At 63.5% G+C, this 24,864-nt stretch carries 21 protein-coding genes; 17 read left to right on the top strand and 4 right to left on the bottom strand.

What is annotated here, in order from left to right; genetic code table 11:
• Positions 1 to 12 precede the first annotated feature (12 nt).
• The 13 genes from VNH11_16915 to VNH11_16855 all read left to right on the top strand — a co-directional run bounded on the left by VNH11_16915 (position 13) and on the right by VNH11_16855 (position 17,121).
• Positions 13 to 1,263 (top strand): sulfatase-like hydrolase/transferase, encoded by a 1,251-nt coding sequence (locus VNH11_16915; protein ID HVA48054.1) that lies wholly within the window; start codon positions 13 to 15, stop codon positions 1,261 to 1,263.
• Between the two features lie 91 nt (positions 1,264 to 1,354).
• Entirely contained in the window at positions 1,355 to 2,092 is a 738-nt protein-coding gene (hisA, locus tag VNH11_16910; GenBank protein HVA48053.1) for a 1-(5-phosphoribosyl)-5-[(5-phosphoribosylamino)methylideneamino]imidazole-4-carboxamide isomerase, read from the top strand.
• 55 nt (positions 2,093 to 2,147) lie between these two features.
• Positions 2,148 to 4,247 carry an elongation factor G gene (locus VNH11_16905; protein HVA48052.1) on the top strand — a complete coding sequence of 700 codons (2,100 nt, stop codon included), beginning with the start codon at positions 2,148 to 2,150 and terminating at the stop codon, positions 4,245 to 4,247.
• A 476-nt stretch (positions 4,248 to 4,723) separates the two neighbouring features.
• Entirely contained in the window at positions 4,724 to 6,295 is a 1,572-nt protein-coding gene (locus VNH11_16900) for a hypothetical protein (GenBank protein HVA48051.1), read from the top strand.
• 534 nt (positions 6,296 to 6,829) lie between these two features.
• On the top strand, positions 6,830 to 8,335 hold the full coding sequence (locus VNH11_16895; protein ID HVA48050.1) for a mercuric reductase: 1,506 nt from the start codon (positions 6,830 to 6,832) through the stop codon (positions 8,333 to 8,335).
• Between the two features lie 308 nt (positions 8,336 to 8,643).
• Positions 8,644 to 11,148, top strand: coding sequence for a DNA methyltransferase (locus VNH11_16890; GenBank protein HVA48049.1), 2,505 nt, complete (start codon positions 8,644 to 8,646; stop codon positions 11,146 to 11,148).
• Between the two features lie 409 nt (positions 11,149 to 11,557).
• The gene (locus tag VNH11_16885; protein HVA48048.1) at positions 11,558 to 12,607 is read left to right on the top strand and encodes a hypothetical protein; all 1,050 of its coding nucleotides are present in this window, start codon (positions 11,558 to 11,560) and stop codon (positions 12,605 to 12,607) included.
• Between the two features lie 138 nt (positions 12,608 to 12,745).
• Positions 12,746 to 14,155 carry a hypothetical protein gene (locus VNH11_16880; protein ID HVA48047.1) on the top strand — a complete coding sequence of 470 codons (1,410 nt, stop codon included), beginning with the start codon at positions 12,746 to 12,748 and terminating at the stop codon, positions 14,153 to 14,155.
• Positions 14,156 to 14,235: 80 nt separating this feature from the next.
• Positions 14,236 to 14,769: a hypothetical protein gene (locus VNH11_16875; GenBank protein HVA48046.1), complete on the top strand. Its 534-nt coding sequence runs from the start codon at positions 14,236 to 14,238 to the stop codon at positions 14,767 to 14,769.
• Positions 14,766 to 15,191: a hypothetical protein gene (locus VNH11_16870; GenBank protein HVA48045.1), complete on the top strand. Its 426-nt coding sequence runs from the start codon at positions 14,766 to 14,768 to the stop codon at positions 15,189 to 15,191. Before VNH11_16875 ends, VNH11_16870 begins: the two co-directional genes overlap by 4 nt.
• A 128-nt stretch (positions 15,192 to 15,319) precedes the next feature.
• Positions 15,320 to 16,147: a hypothetical protein gene (locus VNH11_16865; protein ID HVA48044.1), complete on the top strand. Its 828-nt coding sequence runs from the start codon at positions 15,320 to 15,322 to the stop codon at positions 16,145 to 16,147.
• The gene (locus VNH11_16860) at positions 16,144 to 16,680 is read left to right on the top strand and encodes a PIN domain-containing protein (GenBank protein ID HVA48043.1); all 537 of its coding nucleotides are present in this window, start codon (positions 16,144 to 16,146) and stop codon (positions 16,678 to 16,680) included. Before VNH11_16865 ends, VNH11_16860 begins: the two co-directional genes overlap by 4 nt.
• A 54-nt stretch (positions 16,681 to 16,734) precedes the next feature.
• Positions 16,735 to 17,121, top strand: coding sequence for a hypothetical protein (locus VNH11_16855; protein ID HVA48042.1), 387 nt, complete (start codon positions 16,735 to 16,737; stop codon positions 17,119 to 17,121).
• Between the two features lie 96 nt (positions 17,122 to 17,217).
• Here VNH11_16855 and VNH11_16850 read toward each other — a convergent pair whose 3' ends face one another.
• The 3 genes from VNH11_16850 to VNH11_16840 all read right to left on the bottom strand — a co-directional run bounded on the left by VNH11_16850 (position 17,218) and on the right by VNH11_16840 (position 18,103).
• Positions 17,218 to 17,577, bottom strand: a complete 360-nt coding sequence (locus VNH11_16850; protein HVA48041.1) for a hypothetical protein — start codon at positions 17,575 to 17,577, stop codon at positions 17,218 to 17,220.
• Between the two features lie 105 nt (positions 17,578 to 17,682).
• Complete coding sequence (locus VNH11_16845; protein ID HVA48040.1) at positions 17,683 to 17,880, bottom strand: hypothetical protein; 198 nt, start codon at positions 17,878 to 17,880, stop codon at positions 17,683 to 17,685.
• A gap of 19 nt (positions 17,881 to 17,899) precedes the next feature.
• Positions 17,900 to 18,103 carry a hypothetical protein gene (locus VNH11_16840; GenBank protein ID HVA48039.1) on the bottom strand — a complete coding sequence of 68 codons (204 nt, stop codon included), beginning with the start codon at positions 18,101 to 18,103 and terminating at the stop codon, positions 17,900 to 17,902.
• Positions 18,104 to 18,831: 728 nt separating this feature from the next.
• Between VNH11_16840 and VNH11_16835 the strand changes: the two genes are divergently transcribed.
• The 3 genes from VNH11_16835 to VNH11_16825 all read left to right on the top strand — a co-directional run bounded on the left by VNH11_16835 (position 18,832) and on the right by VNH11_16825 (position 23,181).
• On the top strand, positions 18,832 to 19,929 hold the full coding sequence (locus tag VNH11_16835) for a hypothetical protein (protein HVA48038.1): 1,098 nt from the start codon (positions 18,832 to 18,834) through the stop codon (positions 19,927 to 19,929).
• Between the two features lie 182 nt (positions 19,930 to 20,111).
• Positions 20,112 to 22,001 (top strand): GTPase, encoded by a 1,890-nt coding sequence (locus tag VNH11_16830; GenBank protein ID HVA48037.1) that lies wholly within the window; start codon positions 20,112 to 20,114, stop codon positions 21,999 to 22,001.
• Positions 21,985 to 23,181, top strand: a complete 1,197-nt coding sequence (locus VNH11_16825; GenBank protein HVA48036.1) for a tetratricopeptide repeat protein — start codon at positions 21,985 to 21,987, stop codon at positions 23,179 to 23,181. The genes VNH11_16830 and VNH11_16825 overlap by 17 nt, the downstream gene beginning before the upstream one ends.
• 149 nt (positions 23,182 to 23,330) lie before the next feature.
• On the opposite strand, the gene VNH11_16820 is transcribed toward VNH11_16825, so the two are convergent.
• Positions 23,331 to 23,489, bottom strand: coding sequence for a hypothetical protein (locus VNH11_16820; GenBank protein ID HVA48035.1), 159 nt, complete (start codon positions 23,487 to 23,489; stop codon positions 23,331 to 23,333).
• A gap of 617 nt (positions 23,490 to 24,106) precedes the next feature.
• Here VNH11_16820 and VNH11_16815 point away from each other — a divergent pair.
• Positions 24,107 to 24,864, top strand: a 758-nt coding sequence (locus tag VNH11_16815; GenBank protein ID HVA48034.1) for a DUF4277 domain-containing protein, incomplete at its 3' end; no start/stop codon positions are given.

The raw sequence follows: 24,864 nt of genomic DNA, 5'->3' as shown, positions 1-24,864 counted from the left end.
TGCTAAGACTCCATGAACGTCGTCGTCATGGTCATCGATCGCTTGCACTCTGGTTTCTTGGGTTGTTACGGCAACACCTGGGTCGCCACGCCGCACTTCAATCGCCTGGCCGCGGAAGGATTCTTGTTCGACCAGGCGTTCGTCGACCAGCCCGACTTGCAAGAGCTTTGCCGAAGCTGGTGGTCGGGCACGCACCGCCTCGAGCGCCAGGCGGCCGACTTGCCGCCGCGTCCACCGCTCGCCGAGCGGTTCGCCAACGAGGGCTTTATCACCACGTGCATCACCGATGAACCGCTCGTCGCCGGCCATCCGCTCGCCGGTCGCTTCGGGGAAGTCCTGCGGCTCGGCGCGGCGCCGTGTGCGGAACAGGCCACGCCGGGCGACTCGATCGACCAGACGCATCTGGCCCGGTTTTTTGCCTCCGCCCTGGCGTGGCTGGAAGGCGCACGCGAGCCGTTCTTTCTATGGCTGCACAGCCAAGGAATGTCGGCCCCCTGGGACGCCCCGGACGAGTTTCGGCTGCAATATGCCGACGCGGACGAGCCGCCGCCGTCTCGCATGATCCAGCCACCCTCGCGCGATCTTGCGCTGGGCCACGACCCGGACGAGTTGTGGGGCATCTGCCAATCTTACGCCGGGCAAGTGACGCTGCTCGACGAATGCCTGGGCGGATGGTTGGAGGCGCTGGAAGCCGAGCAGCTTCTCGCCGACACCTTGCTGGTCGTGCTCGGCGCGCGGGGCTTTCCTCTGGGGCGGAACGGCCGCTTGGGCGACGTCGACCAGGCCCTGTTTGGCGAGCTTGTGCAAACCCCCTGGCTGATGCGTTTCCCCGACGGGCTGAACGCCGCCGGCCGCAGTGCCTCGTTGGCGCAGTCCTGCGATCTGGCACCCACGCTGCTGGAGATCGGCGGGCTGGTCGCTGCGGCGGGCGGGGCCGGCCGCAGCCTGATGCCGGTGGTCCGCGAAGAGGCCGTCGCGCTTCGCGATCGTATCTGCCTTGTGGGCCGAGATGGCGAACGGGGCTTCCGCACGCCGATCTGGTATTTGCGGACGCCGCCCCATCGGATGCCCGCCGAGCCACCGACGATGCAACTGTATACCAAGCCCGACGACCGCTGGGAGCAAAACGACGTCGCCGACCGTTGCCCTGAGATCGTTGCCGCCCTGGCTTCCGCGCAAGACGAGTTGGCGGCCTGTTTCGCGTCCGGCGCCTGGGCCGAGCTTCCATCGCTCGACGACTCGCTGGTCAACGATCTGCGCTAGGATGGAATAGGCCCACTTGCGGCACCCATCGGCGTGTGGCATATTTTGATTTCCTGTTCCGACTCTTCGTCTGTGGGGAGTTCCATTCACGATGCAGATCTGGCCGGCGATAGACCTGCGCGGCGGCAAGTGTGTCCGCCTGCAGCAGGGCGACTACCAGCGCGAGACGGTGTTTGCCGACGAGCCCGTGGCCATGGCCCGGCACTGGGTGGCGCAAGGCGGCGAACGCCTCCACCTGGTCGATCTCGACGGCGCGCGCGACGGCCGTCCAGTCAATGCCGCCTCGGTCCGTGCGATTCTCGAGGCGGTCGGCGTGCCGTGCGAATTGGGCGGCGGTGTCCGTGACGAAAAGACCATCGCCGATTGGCTCGATCTGGGTCTCGAGCGCCTGGTGATCGGCACTCGCGCGTTGGCCGAGCCGGACTGGTTTCGGCGGATGTGCCGCCGTTTTCCCGGCCGGCTTGCGCTGGGTCTCGACGCGCGTAGTGGCCGGGTTGCCACCGACGGATGGCTGGAAACCAGCGACGTGGCCGCCACCGAGTTGGCCGCGCGCTTTGCCGACGAGCCGATCGCCGCCATCATCTACACCGATATCGCCACCGACGGCATGTTGGGGGGGCCGAACCTGGCGGCCCTGAAAGAGCTTCGCGCCGCCGTCGACCTGCCGATCGTCGCTTCGGGCGGCGTCACGCGCTCCGCCGACATCGCCGCCCTGGCGGCCCTGCCGGTCGAGGGCTGCATTATCGGACGCGCGCTGTATGAAGGCGTGCTCACTTTGCCCGACGCGATCGCCGCGGCCCGCCAAAACGCCGCCGGCATGAAGGAGTAGTTCCGACGTAATCCTTTGTTCTTCTGGTCATCCACGACAACGAAAAGGAAGCTTTATGCCGCTACGCAACGTTGAAGACATTCGCAACCTCGCTTTCTGTGGCCACGGTTCGGCGGGAAAGACGACGCTCGTCGATAAGATCCTGACCAAGACCGGCGCCATCAAGCACCCGGCCAGCGTCGATGACGGCACGAGCGTCTGCGACTTCGACGAAGAAGAGAAGCACCACAAATACACGATCGAGGCCAGCGTCGTCCATTTCGACCATGCCGGCAAGCTCTTTCAGGCGATCGACACGCCGGGCTACCCCGACTTCATCGGCCAGACCATCGGAGCATTGCGGGCCGTGGAAACCGCGGTGATCGTGATCAACGCCCATTCGGGCATCGCGGTCAATACCCGCCGCGTCTTTCAAGAGGCGCATAAGGCGGGCCTGGCGCGGATGATCGTGGTCAGCAAGCTCGACGACGAGAACGCCGATTTCGTGAAGTTGCTCGGCAGCATCAAAGAGCTGTTCGGCCCGTCCTGCCTGCCGCTGAACGTGCCGTTGGGCAGCGGCCACCACTTCCGCGGCGTGACCAGCACGTTGAAGCCGGCGGCCGACGTCAAAGATGCCGTGGTCAATCCGGCGGAAATCAACACGGCGCTCATCGAGGCGATCATCGAGCATGACGAAGAGGTGACGGCCCGCTATTTCGATGGCCAGCAACCGACCGAAGAGGAAATCTCGCGGCTGATCGTGGAAGCGGTGGCCGACGGGAGCGTGATACCGGTGTTGTGCGTGGCCGCCAAGAGCGATCATGGCGTCGCCGAGCTGCTCGACGCCCTGGCCCTCTGCGCTTTGCCGCCGACCAAAGTCGTGCGCACCGCGAAGAGCGCCGACGGCGGCGAGCTGGAAGTCAAGCCCGACCCGGCCGCTCCGCTGATCGCGCAGGTGTTCAAGACCCGCATCGATCCCTTTGTGCAAAAGTTGAGCTTCATTCGTGTCTTTTCGGGCACCTTGAAAAAGGACGACACCGTACACGCCTCGAAGGTCCGCAAGGGCGTCAAGCTTTCGCAGCTTTACCGCGTGCAGGCCAACCACACGGAGCCGGTCGATCAGGCCGGTCCGGGCGACATCGTGGCGGTCACCAAAACGGAAGACCTGCACACCGGCACCAGCCTGGGCGACTTCGAGTTGCCGCCGATTCCCTTTCCCACGCCGATGGCCGGGTTGGCCGTGACGCCCAAAAGCCGCGGCGACGAAGGCAAGCTCTCGACCGCCCTGCACAAAATCGTCGAGGAAGACCTCACCCTGCACCTCGACCGCGACGCGCAAACCAAAGAGCTGGTGATGACCGGCATGAGCGAGCTGCACTTGCAGATCGTCCGCGAGCGGCTGAAGCGGCGCGACAAGGTGGAGGTCGACGTCAAGGAGCCGAAGATTCCCTATCGCGAGACGATCCAGGCCAAGGCGGAAGGCAGCTACCGCCACAAAAAGCAGACGGGCGGACGCGGGCAGTTCGGCGAGGTCCACATTCGCATGTTTCCCTTGCCCCGCGGCACCGACATTGAAACCTATGCCACGAAGGCGAATTTCGCCTCGATGCGGGATTCTCATTACGATCCGGCCAATAATTTCTTGTGGATCGACTCGGTCGTGGGCGGCACCATTCCCAACAACTTTTTGCCCGCCGTGGAAAAAGGTTTCAAAGAACGCATGGAGCGCGGTGTGATCGCCGGCCACAAGGTGCAGGATCTCTGCATCGAGGTCTATTTCGGCAAGCACCATCCGGTGGACAGCTCGGAAGCGGCTTTCAAGACCGCCGGCTCGATGGCTTTCCGCAACGTGTTTCAGCAAGCCAAGCCGTCGCTGTTGGAGCCGATTGTGACGATGCACATCACGGTGCCCAGCGACAAGCTGGGCGACATCAACAGCGACATGTCGGGCCGCCGCGGCCGAGTGTTGGGTATGGACTCGGCGGGCGGCGACTTGCAAACGGTCACCGCCGAGGTGCCGCTGGCGGAGGTCACCACGTATGCCCGTGCCTTGTCGAGCATGACGGGCGGGCAGGGGAGTTTCACGATGGAATTCAACCGTTATGAAGTGGTGCCCGGCAACGTGCAGAAAGAGATCATCGAAAAGGCCGTGCTGCACCCGGAGGAAGAAGAATAGCCGCCTAGCGGAATTCGTGAGAATTCTGGCAGCGCGAGGCCGTTTGACTTGGTTGGTGGTTGAGTCCCGCGTCTCGCAAGGCATTCGCCGCGGACCTCGTTGGATGCGACACGCGTGCCGCCTGCGCTCGGGTGAGACAAGGGGCCCCGGTGGTGACGCAGCCGGGGCATCGCCGCGACGAAGCTTTTCTCAGAATCCGCGCCTGTCGCGCGGCTCTGCCCCAGTCACCGCTTTGTCCGGAGCGACCACCGCGCGAGGCGTGGCATTGCCGGTTATGACCTCCCCAAACCTCGCACCTTGCGCGGTTGCTTCACCCCGCGTCTACGGAAAGCCTTGTTCAAGCGGTGCCGCTCCGGCAACCGATACACCACAAACGGCACGCGATCGACTGCAAAAACGGCGCGGACGCGGTCGAATTTGCCGGGTGCCCAAAACGGATCGGCTTCAATTCACAACATTCCGCGGGAACGGACTCCATGCGGCAGGTCTGGTCGCGAATCTTGGTGGTTACGCTGGCGGCGTGTGCAACGACCGCCGGTGCGGCCGCCGCTCCGCCTAAAGAGCCGACCTATACAACGTACACCGACTTCGAGGTGCCGTTTTCGTTTCCGGCTTCGCAAGCCAACGGCGATCCGCCGCGGGTCGTCGAGTTGCACGTTTCCGCCGATCAGGCACGAACGTGGGAGGTTGCAAGTCGCGCAAAACCGTCGGAGGGGCGCCTTGTTTTCAGGGCTCCCAAGGACGGCGAATACTGGTTCATGCCCAGGACCAAGTACGCCTCGGGCCGCTATTTGCCGGAAGGCCCACCCATCGCCCAGCTTAAGGTGGTGGTCGATACGGAGCCGCCGCAGCTCGAGCTTGACGCGCAACACGGCGGCGGAGGCGAACTGATCGTCCGCTGGCACATTGCCGACGCCCACCTGCTGCACAAGTCGTTCAAACTCGAATACCGGCTATCGGGCGCGACCGAAAAGTGGCAGCACGTGGCGGTCGATCCGGCCGACGCCCAGACCCCGCCTTTCGAGCGCCGCGGCGAGACCACATTGGTGTTGCCGCTGGCCCAGCAGGACGCCGACCTGGTGGTCCGGGCGGAGGTGATCGACGCCGCCGGCAATCACAGCATCAAAGAGCAACCCGTGTCCTCCGGCGACCCGCCGCTGTTTGCATCGCCGGCCGGTTCCATCGAGCGCACGCCCGCGATGCCCGCGTCCTATCCTCGCACGGCCACGCCCGATTGGCCGGCGGAAGAAGGCGAATCGCCGTTCGGCGATTCCAACAACGAAGGGGCCGGCGACGATCATCCACCCTCCCGATCGCCGGTGCAGCGCTTGCCCGATCTTTCCTCGACGGCGGCCGGCGCCGCCGCGGCTGACGGTGCGCTCGTGCCGCCGGGCGTCAAGCCCCAGATGGTCAACAAGCCGCGCTTAGAGTTGCTGTACGACGTCGATGCCATCGGCTCGGCCGGCGTGGCCCAGGTCGAGCTGTGGATCACGACCGACGGTGGCCGCACGTGGACCAGCTACGGCCTCGATGAAGACTGCCACAGTCCGATGCTGGTGCAGGTGGAGGGCGAAGGCGTGTATGGATTTCGGGTCGTGGTCGAAACGACGACGGGGCTGCGAAGTCCGTTGCCGGTTGCCGGCGACCTGCCCGACGTCTGGGTCGGTGTCGATCTGACCAAGCCCGACGCGAACTTGATTTCGGCGGTGCAAGGCGAAGGCGACGAGGCCGACCGGCTGATCATTTCGTGGCAGGCCGCCGATCGAAGTCTGGCCGTGCGCGGCATTTCGTTGTTCTGGTCGCAGACGCGTCAGGGGCCGTGGTCGACGATCGCTTCGGGCCTGGAGAACACCGGGCGTTATGCCTGGCGGCTCGACCAGCGTTTGCCCGGCGAGGTCTATCTGCTGCTGGAGGTCCGCGACGACGCCGGCAACGTGGGCACCGACTCGTTGCCTGACGCGATCTCTTTGGAGCGGATTCGCCCCCTGGGCCGCATTCTCCAGGTCCGGCCGCTGAGCGCGCTGCCGCCCGGCGGCGAACTGCGATAAGGTCGATCTGCTATAATTGTCTTGGGCAATCCATCGCATCCCACTCCATCCGGGGAATCTGACAGAAAAATTACCAGACATAAAAAATGGCGATTCTGTAGGGAACGGACTCCGTGCCGTTCCGGGAAGTGCGGACCAAAGCATTTTTCTGTCTGGTAATTCTTCTGTCAGCCAACCTTCGACGCGGCAGATTGACATGACCTCAGATGACGACCATGTTCCGGGCGTCCAGCTTGCTGGCCAGAGGTGAATGATTTCGCCTTGCCGCTCCGGCGTGCCATAGACCAGCATTGCGGCGGCGGTGGCCGCGGCGCGTCGGTATCGCTCCCGGATCGCGGGGCGCCCGATCAGGTTCGAGACGCCGGTCTCATCCTCCAGCGTGACAAACGTGGTGCTTCGCGCGCGGCGACGCCCGCCCTCCGCAGACGGGCGCGGGGCGGAGTCCCTTTCGTTGCGGCCGGTTTTCCTTCAAAATGAGGCACCGGCCCACGACCAGCGAACGAACACGTATCAACCTCCAGGAACGATTGCCCGATGCTGTTGGCCCCGCCGGATGAGCATAACCAGTTGCTCGTCGAGCACGCTCATCCGAGCGACTGGACGAACCCCTCGCCCGAGGGCGCCTATAACCTTGTGGCCATCGGGGGCGGCACGGCCGGCATCATTGCCGCCCTGGGCACGGCCCGGTTGGGTGGCCGAGCGGCCCTCGTCGAGCAGAACCTGCTCGGCGGCGATTGCCTGAATTACGGCTGCGTGCCCAGCAAGGCCCTGCTGCGCGCGGCGCGGGCCGTGCATCAACTCTCGTTGGGCGAACAGTACGGTTTTCGTTTGCCGGGTGCGCCCAACAGCGACTTCGCGGCCGTCATGCAACGCGTGCGGCGGCTGCGGGCACAGATCGGCCAGCACGACAGCGCCCGCCGGTTCCAAGCGGAAGGCGTCGATGTCTATTTCGGGCATGCTCGATTCACCGGCCGCGACCGCCTCGACGTCGAGGGCCGCGAGCTGCTGTTTCGCCGGGCCGTGATCGCCACCGGCGGCAAGCCCGCGTTGCCGGCAATTCCCGGCATCGAAGCCATCGACTGTCTCACCAACGAGACGGTTTTTTCGCTGACCGAACTTCCTCGGCGGCTGGTCGTGATCGGCGGCGGCCCGGTGGGCTGCGAGCTGGCCCAGGCGTTCCGCCGCTTCGGCAGCGAGGTACACCTGGTGCAGCGGCCCGAGACGCTCTTGCCCAAAGAAGAGCCTGCGGCGAGCCGGCTGGTGCAAACGCAGTTCGAGCGGGAAGGAATTCACCTGCACCTGGGCTGGACGACCGATGCCGCCGAGCCGGTGGGCGACGCCAAGAGCATCGTCCTTCAGCGCGGCGGCGAAAAGAGGAAACTGATCGCCGATGCAATTCTGGCCGCCGCCGGACGCTCGCCCAATCTCGACGACCTCAGCCTCGACGCGGCGGGCGTCCGCTGCACGGAAAAGGGCGTCGAGGTGAACGACTGTTTGCAGACATCGAACCCGGCGATCTACGCGGCGGGCGATGTTTGTTCGTCGTACAAGTTCACGCACGCCGCCGACGCCATGGCCCGACTTTGCCTTCGAAACGCCCTGTTCTTCGGGCGCCGCCGGGTGAGCCGCCTGGTCATTCCGCGCTGCACCTACACCGATCCGGAAGTGGCCCAGGTCGGCCTCACCGCGCGCGAGGCGGCCGAGCGCGGCATCGAGTTCGACACCTATCGCGTCGATCTGGCAGAAATCGACCGGGCAGTCCTGGACGGCGAACAGGAAGGCTTCGCGGCCATCCATACGCACCGCGGCACGGGCAAAATGCTGGGCGCCACGATCGTCGCCGAGCATGCTGGAGAGATGATCGGCGAGGTCGCTTTGGCAATGACCAAAAAGCTGCCGCTGTCGGCCCTGGCCGCGACGATTCATTGCTACCCGACGCAGGTGGAAGTGCTGAAGCGCATCGCCGACAACTATTCACGCACTCGGCTGACGCCGCTCGTGGCGACGCTGGCCCGCAAGTGGCTGGCGTGGCGGAGGTGACGCGGTATGACACCGCAAGAATTCGTCGCCAAGTGGAAACGGGCGAACCTCTCTGAGCGGAGCGCCTGCCAGCAGCACTTTCTCGACCTGTGCGACGTGCTGGACCAGCCCAAGCCGGCGGCGGCCGACCCCGAGGGCGCTTTCTACACCTTTGAGCGCGGCGTCAGCAAAACCGGCGGCGGCAAGGGCTGGGCCGATGTCTGGTTCCGCGGCCATTTTGGCTGGAGATTCACACCAACTTCACGGGCACGGCCAAAAAAGTCTACGCCTTCGACCTCGACCAGCTCGCCGAGCCGGCCCATCTCGACGTGCTCCGCAAGCTGTTCATCGAGCCCGAGCGGCTCAAGCCGGGCGAAACGGCCCGCGGCATCACCGAGCAGGCGGCGGAGCGGTTCGGCCTGTTGGCCGACGGCATGCGGCTGCGGGGCGTGCCCGCCCAAACGGCCGCCCACTTCCTGATGAAGCTGATGTTCTGCATGTTTGCCGAAGACATCGGCCTGTTGGGCACGCGCGACAACAAGCTCTTCAAAAAGATCATGCTCAGCGCCAAAGACGAGCCGCCGCGGCTGGCCGAGCATTTGCGGGGCCTGTTTCAGGCGATGGCCACGGGCGGCTACTTCGGCGCCGACCGCATTCTGCACTTCAACGGCGGCCTGTTCGCCGACGCCGACGCGATCGAGCTGCGCCCGCGGGAGATCGACGAGCTGATCCTGGTCAACGAGCACGACTGGGCCAGCGTCGAGCCTTCGATCTTCGGCACGCTTTTCGAGCGCACGCTCGACCCGGCCAAGCGTTCGCGGATCGGCGCCCACTACACCAGCCGCGCCGACATTCTCACGCTGCTCGAGCCGGTGGTCATGGCCCCCTTGCGCCGCGAATGGTCCGACGTGAAAGCCAAGTGCGATGGCCTTTGGGACAAGCTTTTGGAGAAGGACAAGAGCACGGGCGGGGGCCGGCGGACCGCAGCAAAAGAGTCGAAGCCCCGCAGGGACCACGACAAGCTGCTGCGCGACTTTGTGGAGCGACTGGCCCACATCACGATTCTCGACCCGGCCTGTGGTTCGGGCAATTTTCTTTATGTGGCAATCAACCTGTTGCTCGACCTGGAGAAGGAAGTGATCGCCTACGCCGCGGCGCACGGCACGAGCTTGTTGCCGCAAGTTCGCCCGACGCAACTGCACGGCATCGAGATCAACGCCTTCGCCCAGCAGTTGGCGCAGGTGGTAATCTGGATCGGCTTTTTGCAATGGAAGCACGACAACGGCTTCCCCGCGCCCCGCAACCCCGTGCTCGACCCGATCGAAAGCATCCACCCCAAGGATGCGATCATTGACGTTAGCGAACCCGAACATCCCAAGGAACCGGTCTGGCCGTCGGCGGATTACATCGTCGGCAATCCACCATTCTTGGGCAACAAGCAGATGCGCTCGGCACTGGGCGCGGAATACGTCGAACCGCTTTGGGCGATGTACGGTGATCGTCTACCGGCGACTGCCGATCTTTGCTCGTATTGGTTTGAGAAAGCGAGACGAATGGTCGGTGAAGGCCGAGCGCGTCGCGTCGGTCTACTGGCCACGACGGCGATCAAGCAGGCAGGCAGCCGACGCGTATTGGAGAGGATTGGGGAAACGGCGCGTATTTTCTGGGCGATTTCCGACCGCGACTGGATCCTCGATGGGGCCGAAACCAGAATCTCGATGATCGGCTTTGGACCGAGCGACACCGCGGATCAACCCAAACTTGACGGCCGGAACGTCGTCACGATCAACCCGGACCTAAGCGTTGGCCTGGACGTCACGCGGGCGCAGCGGCTGCACCCGAATGCCGGCCTGTGTTTCATGGGCACAACGAAGGTCGGTGATTTCGACATCGGCGCCGAGCAAGCGGAGGCAATGCTGCGCCAGCCGAACCCTGATGGGCGGGCCAATAGCGACGTGCTTCGGCCCTGGCGGAATGGCAGCGATTTGGTCCGACGCTGTTCCGGAAAGTGGATCATTGACTTTGGCCCTGGCATGGCCGCAGAAAACGCGGTCCGGTACGAGTCGCCCTACGAGTACCTCGCGGAGCATGTTCGGCCGGCGCGGGCGACAAACGGCAGACAAACATATCGCGAAAAGTGGTGGATCCACGCGGAGGCGAGGCCGGGTTTTAGGCGCGCGGTCAGCGCCCAGCGGCGCTACGTCGCCACCGCGCGTGTCGCAAAGCATCGACTCTTTGTTTGGCTAGACACCGTCGTTATCCCCGACTCGAAGGTCATCGCAATCGCCTTCGACGACGATTTCCACTTCGGCGTGCTCCATTCACGTGTTCACGAGCTTTGGACGCTGGCCACCTGCGGCTGGCATGGCGTGGGCAACGACGCGACCTACAACCCGACCGCGTGCTTCGAGACGTTCGTTTTCCCGCAGCCCACTGACGCGCAGTGCGCGGCGATTGCCGACGCGGCCAAGGAACTCGACCAGCTTCGCTCGAACTGGCTGAACCCGCCGATGTGGACGCGCGAGGAGGTATTGGAATTTCCAGGGTCGCTCAACGGGCCTTGGACGCGGTACGTGGAGAACGCCGACAGCCGCGGGATTGGCACGATCCGCTGTCCTCGGCTGGCGGCGAAGGACGAGGAGTGTGCGAAGCAGCTTGCCAAGCGGACGTTGACGATACTTTACAACCAGCGTCCCGCCTGGCTCGACCACGCCCATTGCCGCCTCGACGCCGCCGTCTTTGCCGCCTACGGCTGGCCAGCGGATCTAACGGACGATGAAATCTTGGCTCGCCTTCTCGAACTGAACCTCTCGCATAACGGCGCGCGGAAGTGAGCGTGTCAATTCCCGTTGTCGACTGTTACCCTCGCGCGCCAGCCGCTATAATTCTTAGGCAGGCCAAGTGCCTGCCTTGCTATCGGGTGAAGAGGTCGGACCCGCGAGGCGCGACGGTTTGGCGTAACGGCGAGTACTTACGGCATTCTCTTTCAAGTTCTTGGGGCGTTTAAGGGGGCGCGACCGAGTGCGCGAACTGGTGCTGGCCTACCATACGACGGCATCCGCTCGGGCGAAGCGGAAATCCGGCGCAAAGGGCCGCAGGGGCGGCGGGGCGGCGGACCCATTTGATCGTAGCGCCCGAATTCGCTAAAATGGCTTTCGCTGGAGTCGTGCAGCAGGCTTCGCGTTCGAGCCGTCGATGGAGAACTGAACGTTCGTTTGACTTTTTTTGCGTCACGGAGTGATAATGATCTACCCAGCGAAGGAACTTGAGGGCAAGACGCTTCCGGGCGGCTGGGTCGTCGAGACATTGCTGGTCCCGCGGCCAACGGCAACGGGAGGGCATTTTTCTACTGGCTACCACGTGCGGAATGTACGAGACGGCCGCGAAGGCTTTCTCAAGGCGATGGACTATTCTGCGGCGTTCAGCGCCTCAGATACCATCGATGTCATGAAGCACATGGCCGAGAGCTACACTTTTGAGCGGGACATTTGCTTGAAATGCCAGGCGTCCGGGATTAGCCGGGTTGTACATGCGATCGACCACGGCACATACGAGGGCGATCCCGGCAGTCCACTAGGGAAGTTTCTAAAAGTTGAATACTTGATATTTGAACGCGCGGATGGCGACATACGAAGTTACCTTGATCAACAGCAGTCATTCGATGTAGCATTTGCGCTCCGAACGCTGCATGGTACTGCCGCGGCCTTACAGCAATTGCACCACGCCGCGATTGCTCATCAGGACCTGAAGCCCTCGAACGTGCTCGTGTTCGCGGTGGAAGGCAGATCTAAGCTTGGGGATCTCGGCCGCGCCTGGGCAAAGGGACTCCGCGCTCCGCACGACGATTTTAAATTTGCAGGTGACATGGGCTATGCTCCTTTTGAGCTTCTTTGCGGGGCGGCCGTCGACGAGAACACGAAGCGATTCGGCTACGATATGTATCTGCTTGGGAGCCTCGTGGTGTTCTTCTTCACGAGAGTGCATATCAACGCATTACTTATCAAGTATCTTGATAACACATTTGAACCATGCAATCCCGCAGTTACATTCGCCGACGTATTGCCATACCTGCAAGCAGCGTTTCCGAAAGCTGTAGCTGAGTTTTCGACGCATGCTCCGGAAGCGATCCGCGAGAAACTGTCGAGAATCGTGACGGAGCTTTGCGACCCGGACCCGGCGCTGCGTGGGCACCCCATGAGTTTTAGGGCGCACCGCTACGCGCTAGAACGATATGTTTCCGCCTTTGACCTGCTCCGGTTCAAGGCCGAACTTCATTTACGCGGCAAAAGCTGACGAATGGCACTTCTTCTCGAAGATAGGCGGCGGCAAGTCGTGCCCCGATGGCGCCACTCCGACGACACTCTTGGTCGCGGCGAGCTTATTCCTATTGGCGGGGCCGGTCAACCTCGATTCACCGAGGAGGCCGTCGCAATGCAGTTGCACGATTGGAAACAGTCGCCCACTCTTTCCGTCGCTTCGGACCTAGTTTCGGTAGCGTTAACTCTAGGTCTTGACCAAATCGCGATAGAGGCGGCTAACTACGTTGTAGGTCATCCGTTAGCTCCAGACGCTGCTCGTAGCATCGCGTTAATCTATCTCGGTAGCCCCACCGCTAACGCTCTTGCGGAGTTGCCGGGACTTGGTTCGCCGGTTGGCGCGTTCGATTCACCACGACTGTTAACCGAATCTGACGGCAAGACTTTTGTGCAGATACATCGTGTTCGCAAACTTCTGTCCGATTATCCTCGGAATCCGATTCAATGGTGCAACTTAGCTTTGCTGTACACGTCCTTCGGCGTGCTCGACAAAGCGGAGCATGCAATGAAGGTGGCGCTGTCCCTTGCACCACAGAACCGTCTTATCCTTCGGTCTGCGGCGCGCTTCTTTCTACATGACGAGCAGGGCGACCGGGCGCATCGGATTCTTGTTGCGTCACCACTAGTTCAAAACGACCCCTGGATTCTCGCGGCCGAAATAGCGACGGCGGATGCGATGAACCGGACATCGCGCTTGATTAAGCGTGCAAAAAGACTTCTTGAGAACGGACGCTTTTCAGATTTCCACGCTTCGGAACTCGCCAGTGCCGTTGGAACGATCGAGTTGTCGGCGGGGAAGATTCGGAGCGGACGCCGACTTGTTGAAGCGTCCTTACGGGAGCCGTCGGAAAATGCGGTCGCACAGGCGGCATGGCTCTGCCGGAATGTCGTCAGCCTGACCGTGCCACAATTGCAGCTTTCTCCTGAAGCTGCCGCTTTCAGAAGCTGGGAGCGAGAGGACTGGGTTGCTTCCATTGAAAAGACTGAAGAGTGGCAGCGGGACCAGCCCTTTTCGAGCCGGCCTGCTATCCACGGATCGTTCATCGCCACCACAGCGTCCGGAGACCTAGAGCGCGCATTAGCATTTGCGGAAGTCGGCTTGAGAAGTAATCCCAACGATTACACGCTCCTTAATAATTACGCTGTTGCGGCGGCGATGAAAGGCGATGATCAACGTGCAGAAGCCACAGTTCGTCGCATCCGCGTAACGTCGCTTAACGCCGGCGAACGAGTCGCATATATCGCAACAAAGGGTCTGATCGCGTTTCGTGCCGACAGTCCTGAGCTTGGCCGCGTTCTTTATTTGGAAGCGATTAGCCTGGCCCGGGCGATTCGGGATACAAATCGGGAGGCTATCGCTAAGGTCTACCTTGCAATGGAAGAGGCTCGAAACGGGTCACCCGGCGCCGGGGACCGGTGTCGTGAAGCGATCGACTTCGCCTCATCGCGGCTGCCTGGGCCCTTAGTCGCCGCCCTGCGGCTTCAGGTGCGTCGTCGTCTGGAGCAAACCAAATTCGCTGAGTAGACGTTTCCTCGGTAGCACGTTGCGCTTACCCGCCGCCCTCGGTCGGCCGACCGAGTTTTGGACGGAGCGAAGGATTGTCCATGATTGATGAAGCCGTCTTCAAAAACATCGAGAGCGTCGAGTTGGCGGCAACTCTCACGTTCGCCAGCAACCTGCGGACGTTTCTGCGCGCCGCCCGATCTCAAGCGGCTTTCCGGTCGCTGGTTGTGGCAGTTGAAACTGGCGGCGCCGGGAAACTCATCGAACGCCTCTCGAAGCTGCTCGTCGTCGAATTCGATGATGGATATCGACATCCCGACGATGCGGCCGTGGCGGTCTATCTCTACGTCTTAAATGGCATTCACGACAATGCCCCCAAAGCGTTCGCCAGTGAAATCCACGACGACCAGCACGGCTCGTGGTGGTGGGCCCGGCAAATGGCCAGGTTCGTCCTGGATCAAAAAGTGCCGGCCCGAAACGCCAGACTTCGTGAGGAGGGGCTTCCGCTTCGGCTGGCAAGCGATGCCACCTCGGTCTACCACTCCTTGCGCATGCCGATTCGGCACCTGGCGACAGGCTCGCACTACGAACGGTCGCTGTCCATCCGGCTGCCTGATATTAAGTTGGTGAAATGATCGAGCATATCTGGACCTTTCTGTGCCGAGGCTCAGCGGTTGATCGTGATTCGAACAGCTTGAGCATCTTCGATATCGTCGAGCAGTTCTCGCTAGTGCCTGTGGACCAACAGCCGCATCCACAAATGATCCCCTTGTTTTTCGAGCTGGTGTCGGTCTGGGCGCGACAGAATCCGGCCGAACCGTGCAGGGAATTTGCACGCGTGGAGTTGTCGCAACCGGACAATACCACCTTGCCGATAACGGAATACGAGGTGGATCTGATGGAGTTCGAGCGTTCTCGCATTCGCGGTCGGCTCCCTGGCTTTCCAACGAACATGCCGGGACGCTATTTCGTCCAGGTCTCCCGCCGACCGACGGAGGACGATCCATGGGAAGTCGTCGCCAGAGTGCCGTTGACCATCGTCCCTCCGCAAGCTTAGGCCGGTCCGCCCCGCGTAGCCGGCATTTTCGCGTCGGTCATTGCGGTGCTTGCTCCGGCCATCCGACACCCCTAATATCGAAGGCAGGCAGCGATTCCCGCTGCCCGAACCGAAAGAAGGCAGTCTGCATGGCCAGCCACACAGCAAGCACGAAAAAGAAGACGCCCGCGGCAATCGAGGTCGCGTTCTGCGCGGCGGGCCTGGTGCCCGAAAAAATACCGATCGGCCAGCTTGCGCGCGTGCTGCGGGCTTTGCAGCGGCTGGCCGCGGGCGAAGAGGCCGAAGACGACGAAGACGAGCAGAGCGAAGTTGCGGCCGGCGGTTCGCCCTTGGGACTGGTGGGCATCAAGCGCGGGTCGGCGGTGTTTCAGTTCGCGACCCCCAATCCAGCGCAGGCGCTGACCCATTTGCGACAGACCGGAGCGATTCTCGCGTCCCCGGAAGAGATCGGAGAGAACGAATTCGTGCTCCATCCCGTGGAGGAGCTGAGTGCCGTCGCGCGGTCGCTGGGGTGCAGCATCGTGCTGCGCACCCCGGACGACGGCGAGCGGTTGGCGGAGCTCACGGCCGACTCGTTCAAGACGATATCGACCAGGCTGATCATTGAAGGCGAGACGTCGATTTCGGGTGTGGTCGCGCGGGTCGGCGGCGCCACGGCCAATCGCTGTGCCTTGCGCGTCTCTTGGCAGCCGCGGCTGTTGTATTGCGACGTGGAGTCGACCGAAGTCGCGCGCCGGCTGGGGCAATATCTCTACGAGAACGTCGTCGTGCATGGCGCCGCGCGCTGGCTGAAGACGAGCTGGCGCGTCGTCGGCTTCACGGTGGCCGACGTCCAGCGACCCGAAATAGGTTCGGTTTCGGAGGCGATGCGGGCGCTGCGTCGCGCAGGCGGCAGCGCCTGGGACGTAGTCGATGATCCGGCCGCGTACCTCGCCGAGCTCACGGGGGAGTCATGAGTGCGGCGATTGACGCCATGGTCCTGATGTGGGCCATGCGGGCGCTGAGCACGGCGCGTCCGAAGTCGGCCACCGACGACGACCTGGCACTTCAGCAACGCGCATGGATGCTGCTGGAAATGCTCCACGACGAGAAGCGGCAGATCGTGGTTCCCACCGTCGCGGTCGCGGAACTGCTCGCCGGCATTCCGCACGCGCAACACGGGCAGTTCGTGGCGGAAATGCAGCAACGCTTCTTCATGCCGCCCTTCGACATTCGCGCTGCAAGCGTTTCGGCAAAGTTGTGGCAAGACCATCGCGGTTTGCCCAAGGCCGACCAGTTGTCCAGGTCGGTGCTAAAAGCTGACGCCTTGATTATTGCGACGGCGAAGGTGGCGGGCGCGACCGATTTCTACAGCCACGAGCGCAAAGCCCGCCGGTTGGCGGAGCTTGCGGGGCTCAGCGGCAAGGATCTCCCGGTCCACACGGGCAATTTCCTGCACGAACTGGAGTGGAAAGAGCGGCTCGAGGCGGCGCGGAAAGCGGGAACTTAACCCCTGGACGCGAAATTGCCATACGAACTGTTTTCCGGTCTCCATGAGCGAACAATGATCGACGCAACCGACGAGTTTCGCGAAACAACGCTCCCAAAATCGTTGCGGCCGCTGACGCGCTTGGCACCCGACTGGGATGACGACGGCTCCGACCCGCCCAACGACGTGGCCCTCCGCGCCGCAGCCAAGGTCCTCGAGTGCCTTTCGACGGATGACGTGCCTAAGCCCGACGTTAGCCCGTCGGTCGAGGAAGGAGTCTGCATTTCGTTTTGGCACCGAGACCGCTATGCCGACATCGAATGCTTTAACACGGGCGAAATCGTCGCCGCCGTGATGGACGAGCAGCGGCGGCACAAAACGTGGACTGTTCGCCGGACGGCCAGCGACGTCCTCGCTGCCGTTTCCCAACTCAAGAAGCGCCTAACCGAGTCTGCGATTTAGTCGAGAGCGACGATCTTTCACGGTTCGACGACGATGCTGGGGCTAGACCCAAAGCTGGCAAGGCGCGCCGTGTATCCGGTGCAGCAATTTCGTGCGTCACCTGCGCCGGGATGCGGCAAGCGTTCCTAAGGCCGTCCGCGTGGCATCAAGAAGCGCATCGAGCCAACTGCGCCGGCCAAAACTGGCATTCGGGCGCCGAAAGAAAACGACGATTTCTCCATACTCGTTTGGTTCATTTCCAGTCAGGGCCTCTAAACGGTGCGCAATGTCCTCCCACCTGCCCAGCTTGCTGGTCCATCTTGCGTCGGGAAGTTGCCGCGCCGCGTGCGTGGGCGCGCCGTCCTTGGCGAAAAGAGCCACTTTTTCGAAGCCGCGCTGGAATCTCCCGTCCCCGCACCCCTCATAACCGAGGCTGGCATACAGTTCGGCGAACGCGCGCACGCTGGCATCAGCCATAATGCCTCTCGGCCAATCGTGCGCCACCGGCCACCAAAAATGTGCCATGTCGTTTGCCGACCAGGCGATGCAGTTGTAGCCAAAATCGATGTTGCTCGTGATTTCCTATTCACCGGCGCGAAGCCTCGAAAACCACGTTGCCAGCCGCGCTTCACGGTTGTCCACGCAGTGACCTTCAATCTGCGCATTCCGGGCCTGCAGTTCGTTGGGGTCGGCAAGCAGTGCCCGTAGCTCGTCCGTTGAAAGCCGTTCTTGAAGCAGGGCCAGCAAGTCGCTGACCCGCATCCGGCTATAGGTAGCCATGCGTCCGGCCCCAGCCGAGTCAGGCCGCCGTCATGGCGGCCATGTTGCCCTCGGCTCCCGCTGGAATCGGATCCTCGCCCGTGATCGCGGCCAGCGCAGAGAACCAGTGGTCCGGCTGGCGAGCAATCTCGCGAAACAGATGGGGAAGCGCTGCGCGGCCCAAACCGATGATTTGCAGGTATAGCCACCCAAGCCAGTTGAGCGGTAAAATGGTCGGCCCCAACGGGCAAACGAACGCGCTGGCAGAAGCCCCGACCAATGGGTTACGAGATGCCAAAATCCCTCGTGTTTTGCGGCCCTTGCAAATTTGCAAGAGCCGTCGAGCGGACCTGCGTTAGGAACGTGATCCAAGCCACTTTCTAGGGAGGCTGGGGATGGGTCCAGCAACTTCCGGCCGACGTGGACGCATCCCAAGCCACTCGCGGCGGAGACTTGGGTGAAGCGGTCGGCCCTGGGAACGCCAACCGGGCCAACGCCCGCCGCAGCCCCGCTAACGGGGTAAAAGATGGCGAAATCCCTCGTGTTTTCCCGTGAGCGCAAATTTGCGCTCGCGGCTGCCGCGCCTGGCAAAGAGGCGCTCAAGGGCGCCCGGCCAATCTGCTGGGAACGCAAACCGTTGGAACGTCGCGAAGCCATGCCAAGCCACTTTGCCCGCAGACTGAAAGAAGTGACCGCTCGAGCCCAAAAAAGATACCACCCTGGAACTACGAGATGATGAGATCCTTCGGTTTTTTCTCGTTCGTGCAAATTTGCACGAACGAGAAAGTTTTCCTTGGAGCCGGCGATCTGCAAGGCCACGAGAAGCCCGGCTAAAGCCGGCTCAAGATTGGTTGGGTAGGGTCGCCAACCACCAGCTAAAGCTGGTGGCAAACAGGGTCCGCACTGATCGCCCCTGAGGCCGAACCGGCCGAACCCCAACCCCCAACCCCCAACCCCCTCATCCCTCATCAAATGTCCGAACCAAACGACAAACCGAAACGCCAGCGCAGGCCCCATGCGCCCAGCGACCGCGATTGCCGCATCTACGAGCGGCATGTGCTCGAAGGCGAGACGCAAGACGTCGTCGCCGCCGATTACAAGCTCACGCGGCAACGCGTGGCACAAATCGCCGGCGACGTCGAAGGCTGGATCTCCGGCCATCCGGAACACCCGCTGGCCAAGAGCATGCGCGTTCGCTGCACGCGGCGCTGGGAATCGCTGTGGGCCCAAACCATGACCGGCTTCGATCGCAGCCGCGAAAACCGCGAAGTCACCATCGAACGCACGTCGCGCGACCAAGTGCCGGACAGCGACCGCCCGCCACGCGTGACCGTCGTTCACGAGCGCACCGTACGGCAGCATCCGGGCGACGTGCGGTTCCTGCAGGTCGCCGTGCGCGTGGCCGATCGCCAACAAAGGTTGTGGCCACGAGTGGAGGTCGTTGACAAGGAGAACGTCGAGATCGCACGTGACGGCCTGGGAAGGCCATCCTGCAGCGCGGCAACGCGGTTTCCGTTTCTGCCGGCCGGGCTGTGCGACCTGGCCGACCTGGCGCGGGGCATGCGGAACGGCACAGAGTCCGTTCCCTACAGAGTCGCCGACGGCGAGAAGCCGATATCGTGTTTGTTCGAGACACGCTGCGCCGATGCCTTTCGCTGCCTGGGTTTCACGGTCAGAGAGCTCGGCCAAGGTTGCGGACGTGTGGCCGATTGTCTGGCGCTGGCCCCGGCCGACCGCTTCGGCGTGATCCTCGACGCCAAGGTCCGCCGCGACGGCTACACGCTGGGCACCGACGACCGACAATTCTGCGACTACGCCACGCGACACAGCCGCGAGCTGGCACAGTCGGGCATCGACCGCGTCTATTTCGCCGTCATCGGCAGCGGCTTTCGTCAACACGACCTGGAGAACCTTGCCCAACATATGGCCGCCGAACCGATTCGCAGCGTGTGCTTTCTCGAAACACACGCCCTGATGCGCCTGGTCAACGACAGCATCCACCAGCGAGATACCTTTCGCCTGTCGGAGATCGACCGACTGTTGTTCGGCAACAAGATTATTGAGGCGTAGACATTGGCTTGCCTAAACGAATGTTGGTGCGCTGGCACGCGGCGGCAAGTTGGCGGGCGGCAACCGCTTGGGGCGCGGCCACGAGGAGGCAGGGCCTTGTTTTCCGCAAGCGCTTGCCGCCGCCGAGTTCGATCAGGCTTGGTTGTCGCCCCAAAGTATCCGGCGTAGGATGGACGCATGAAATGCGCCGCACCTTTCGATTCACCGACGCGACCGACAAACAACTTGTCAAGGGAGCCAGCGCCACTTTGTCGAGCGAACTAGCGCACCTGGAACTGCTGGCCGACGTCGACTCGCTGATGACCGAGATCGACGCCTGGTCGCGGCAGGCCGATGATTGGCCGCCTGCCCGCCAGGTGCGTGCCCTCGTTCGCCGGCTTTCGGAGCGCACCGACACCCTGCGTGTGCGGCTCGAAGCGCCGCTGGTGATGGCCACGCTGGGCGGCACCGGAACCGGCAAGAGTACGCTGGTGAATGCCCTGGTTGGCGGAGAAGTATCGACCGCCGGACGGCAACGGCCCACCACGCGGCAGCCGATCCTCGTCTGCCGCGACGATCTCAAACCGGAACAGCTTGGCATCGCCGGCGAGAGCGTGCAGGTGGTCCATCGCAATTTGCCCATGCTGCGAGATTTCGTGCTGCTCGATTGTCCCGATCCCGACACCACGGAAGACGAAGAGGCGCCGGGCACCAATCTCGCCCGGCTGCGGGAGCTGCTGCCGCATTGCGACGTGCTGCTGATCGCCACCACGCAGCAGAAGTATCGCAGTGCCCGCGTGGCCGAAGAGCTGGCCGCGGCGGCCGCCGGCGCCCGGCTGGTCTTTGTGCAGACCCACGCCGACACCGACGACGACATCCGCGACGATTGGCGGCGGATCATGTCGGAGGAATATGCCACGGGCGAGATGTTCTTCGTCGATTCGGTGGCCGCGCTGGCCGACGCCCGGCAAGGCGTGCAGCCGCGGGGCGAGTTTGCCCGGCTGCTGGAGTTTCTTTCGCACCAGTTGACCGGCACGGCCGCCAAGCGCATCCGCCGGGCGAACTTCTTGGACCTGACCGCCGAGACGCTGGCCGCCTGCCGCGATCGGCTGGACGCCGGTTTGCCGAAGGTCGAAGAGTTGGAAATCGGCATCGCCGAGCAGCGGGCCAAGCTGGCCACCCGCCTGTCTGCCGAGATGCGCGAAGAGCTGCTGGCCGGCCGCCGCTCCTGGGAGAACCGCCTGCTGAACGAGGTCACATCGTGCTGGGGCTTCAGTCCGTTCTCGTGCGTGCTGCGGCTGTATCAGGGCATCGGCGGCCTGCTGTCGAGCGCGGCGCTGTTCCGCGTGCGAACGCCGGCACAGCTCGCCTTATGGGGCGCGTTCGAGGGCGGTCGCCGCTGGCGCACGCGGCGGCAAGAAACCGCGGCCGACGAAGCCTCCGCGCGTGCCGTCGCGGCAAGCTGGGACGAAGGCGAGCTGCGCACCGCGGCGATCATCATCGACGGCTACGCCGCCGACGCCGGCCTGCCGCGCCGCGAGACGCAGGTCGCCGCCGTCGAGCGCGAGGCGGCGGCGGCCGGCAAAATGTGGATCGCCGTGGCCGGCACCGAACTGCAGCAGGTCATGGCCCGTCTGGCTCAACGGCATACCGGCTGGTGGGTGCGGTTGCGATACGAGTTGGCCTTCGTGCTGTTGCTGGTCGTCTTGCTGTATCGTTTCGGGCGAAACTTTTTCTACGACTCGTGGCTGGCGGTCGAGCTGGGCCTGCGGCCGCGGGCCGAGCCGGTGCTGGGCACCGACTTCTTTCTCGGCGCCAGCTTCACGCTGCTGTTGTGGTGCGCGTTTCTGATCTGGCTGTTCAGCACCCGCTTGCGGAAAGGCGTGCGCGGCGAGATCGAGCAGCTCGCCTCCCGCTGGAACAACGCCAAGTTGATGTCGACGGTCTTTGCCGACTTGGAGAACGACTGCCGCGTCATTCACCAATATCGTGGCGAATTGGAGCGGACCGAGAACCGCGTCGCCCAGCTTCAACACCGCCTGGCCACTCCCGACACCCGCCTGGGACACCGCATCGATGTCGACCAACGATGACACTCGGCCGCCGCTCGCCGGTCAGCGGGTGGCGTTCGCCGGCAAGCTGGCCGGCATGGCCCGCCGCGACGCGCAAGAGTTCGTGCGCGCCCACGGCGGCGTGCCGGTCGAGAAGCTCGACGACAACGCGCAGCTCATCGTCGTGGGCGAGGGCGATTTTCCGCTGGGCGACGTGGCCGACTGGTTCGAGCGGCACGAAGAGCAGCGTCGCGCGGCCGAGCGCGGGCAATGCACGGTGATCACCGAGACACAGCTTTGGCAGCAGCTCGGCTTCGTCGATGCCGAGCGGAACATTCATCGGCTTTATACGCCGGCCATGCTGGCCGACCTGCTGGGCGTGCCGGTGGCCGTGATTCGCCGCTGGCACCGCCGCGGGCTGATCGTGCCGGCGCGCGAGGTCCGCCGCTTGCCCTACTTCGACTTTCAGGAGGTCGCCACGGCCCGGCGGCTGGCCGAGTTGATGGCCGCCGGCAATTCACCGCCGCAGATCGAAAAAAAACTCGCCGCACTGCACCGGCTGGTGCCGGGCGTCGAACGGCCGCTGGCCCAGCTTTCGATCTTGGTCGAGGGCAAGGAGCTGCTGCTGCGGCAAGGCGACGGCCTGATCGAACCGGGCGGGCAGCTTCGCTTCGACTTCGAGCCGCCGGAAAGCGAAGCTCCGCCCGCGGCACTGCCGTTGGCTTCCGTCCACACCGCCGGCAAGCAACCGACGATGTCGGCCGAAGAACTGCGCGAATGGGCTGCCAGGAAGGACGACGAGGGCCAGATGGAAGTGGCTATCGAGCTTTATCGAGCGTCGCTGATGTCGGGCGGGCCGAACTCAGAAACCTGTTTCGCGTTGGCGGAGCTGCTGTACCGCGTCGGCGACGCGTCGGCCGCCCGCGAACGCTATTACATGGCCATCGAGCTCGACGAGAGCTACGTCGAGGCGCGGGCGAATCTCGGCTGTGTGTTGGCCGAGACGGGGCAGCACGAGTTGGCCGTGGCCGCCTTTCAAGGTGCGCTCACCTATCATCGCGATTATCCCGACGTTCACTATCATCTGGCCCGCGCTCTCGACGACCTGGGCCGCCGCGACGAGGCGGAGCTGCACTGGCGGATCTTTCTGGACCTTTCGCCCGACAGCCCTTGGGCCACGACGGCCGCGGAGCGGTTGGGGCTGGAGCACGGGGACCATTAGCGAATTCCAAGCGGTCGGGCCGGGAAGCTTGGTGTTGATCGATGGAACGACCAGCATGGCCGGCACCGTGATGGGGTCGGACGGCATGCGGCGCGCAAGTTCGCGCTCTCCCCGCCGTGAAACTGCCCGAGCGCTAAGCGGAGGCTGGATCAATTGGCCAACGGCACAACACGCGCCCCGAGGGAATCGCCGAGCCGTTCTTTGCCCGTCGCCAGCGCGGCGAACTGCCGGAGCTCGATCTTGGGAGCTAGGCGCCGCGAGCCGGGTCGATGGCCCTGAAAGCGAAAAACGGCCCGAACGACTGGCACGCTCCCTCTCCGTCCCTCCGGGGCGCGCAGGCGGGCGCCCCGGGGCGGAGTGAGGGCCTTGGCGCCGCTTTCGATTCGATTCCCGACAACCGCCCCAATGCACCGCGAAACCATCGCCCGAAACAGTTTGCCGTCTCGGCAGAAAACCGCGGTTCGATGCGCGTGCCGGCGGCGCAGCAGCGGCCGCCTGTGTAGCAGCGACCGCCTGCGTTTTCATCGGGCACCGGGATGAACCAGCCTGTCAAGCGTCGCAGCGCCAGAAAGGCGGCCGACGACCGCACGGGCCGGATTGCATGGCCCGCAACGATCCGACTAAAGTATAGGTGCCTTGAATTGTCTTCCGAGTTAGCCGTCTGATGTGACATGAGCACGGTCTTGCCCGACCAAGATAAAGTCCTGACCGCGATTCGGACGGCGGCGCAGTCGCTCGGTCGCCCTCCATCGCGTTCTGAGTTCATGCGTTACGTAAAACGACCGGCTCTAGACTTACGTCAAAGTAGTGTTACCTAAGTCTGAAAGACTAATTCAACACGACTTGTCAGGACACTTGGTCGCGCCAATCCTTGGTCAGCGGCGACCCGTTGTTGGTCACCCACCCTCGCACAAGGAGTGTCCTCATGTCGTCTCGGAAAGATCGTCCACGCCCGGCCCCGCGCGAACCGGGCCAAGTGGCTCAAGCCGGCAACGTCGAATTGCGCAGCTACGACGTCGGTGCTTTGCCGCTCATCAATCACATTCTGGAGAAGATGCGGTTGGAAGAGTTCTTCAGCGAACGCCTGCCGCCCGACGACCCACGCGCCGAGCTGCCCACGGCCCAAGGGCTGCTGGTCATGGTCCGCAACGTGCTCGTCTCACGCCAGCCGATCTACGGCGTGGGCGAATGGGCCGCGCGGTTCGGCCCCGACCTGTTCAACCTCTGGGAAGCGGAACTGGCCTTGCTGGGCGACGACCGGCTGGGACGCAACATGGTCCGTGCCCATCAAGGGGTGACGCCGCAGTTCGTGATCGACTTCACCCACGAAGTGTCCGGCACATTTGGACTGCGCGACGACGAGTTTCACAACGACTCCACGACCGTCTCCTTCTACGGCACGTATTCCGGCGCGGCCGAGGAGGGCGAGCGCGGCGGGCGGCCCACGCCGGCCATCACCTGGGGACACAGCAAGGCCCGCCGCCCCGACCTGAAGCAACTGCTCTATACGCTGACGATCAACGAAGACGGCGGCGTACCGGTGTTTTTCACCACCTCCAGCGGCAACGTGACGGACGACACCACGCACATCGACACCTGGGAGCGCGTCTGCCAGTTGACGGGCAAGCGCGACTTTCTCTACGTGGCGGACTGCAAGCTGGCCAGCAAGGAGAATCTGGCCCA

This window comes from Pirellulales bacterium, from assembly GCA_035533075.1.
Lineage (GTDB): Bacteria > Planctomycetota > Planctomycetia > Pirellulales > JAICIG01 > DASSFG01.
The sequence above is the reverse complement of the archived record's forward strand: the minus strand, read 5'-3'. Positions and strand labels throughout refer to the sequence as shown.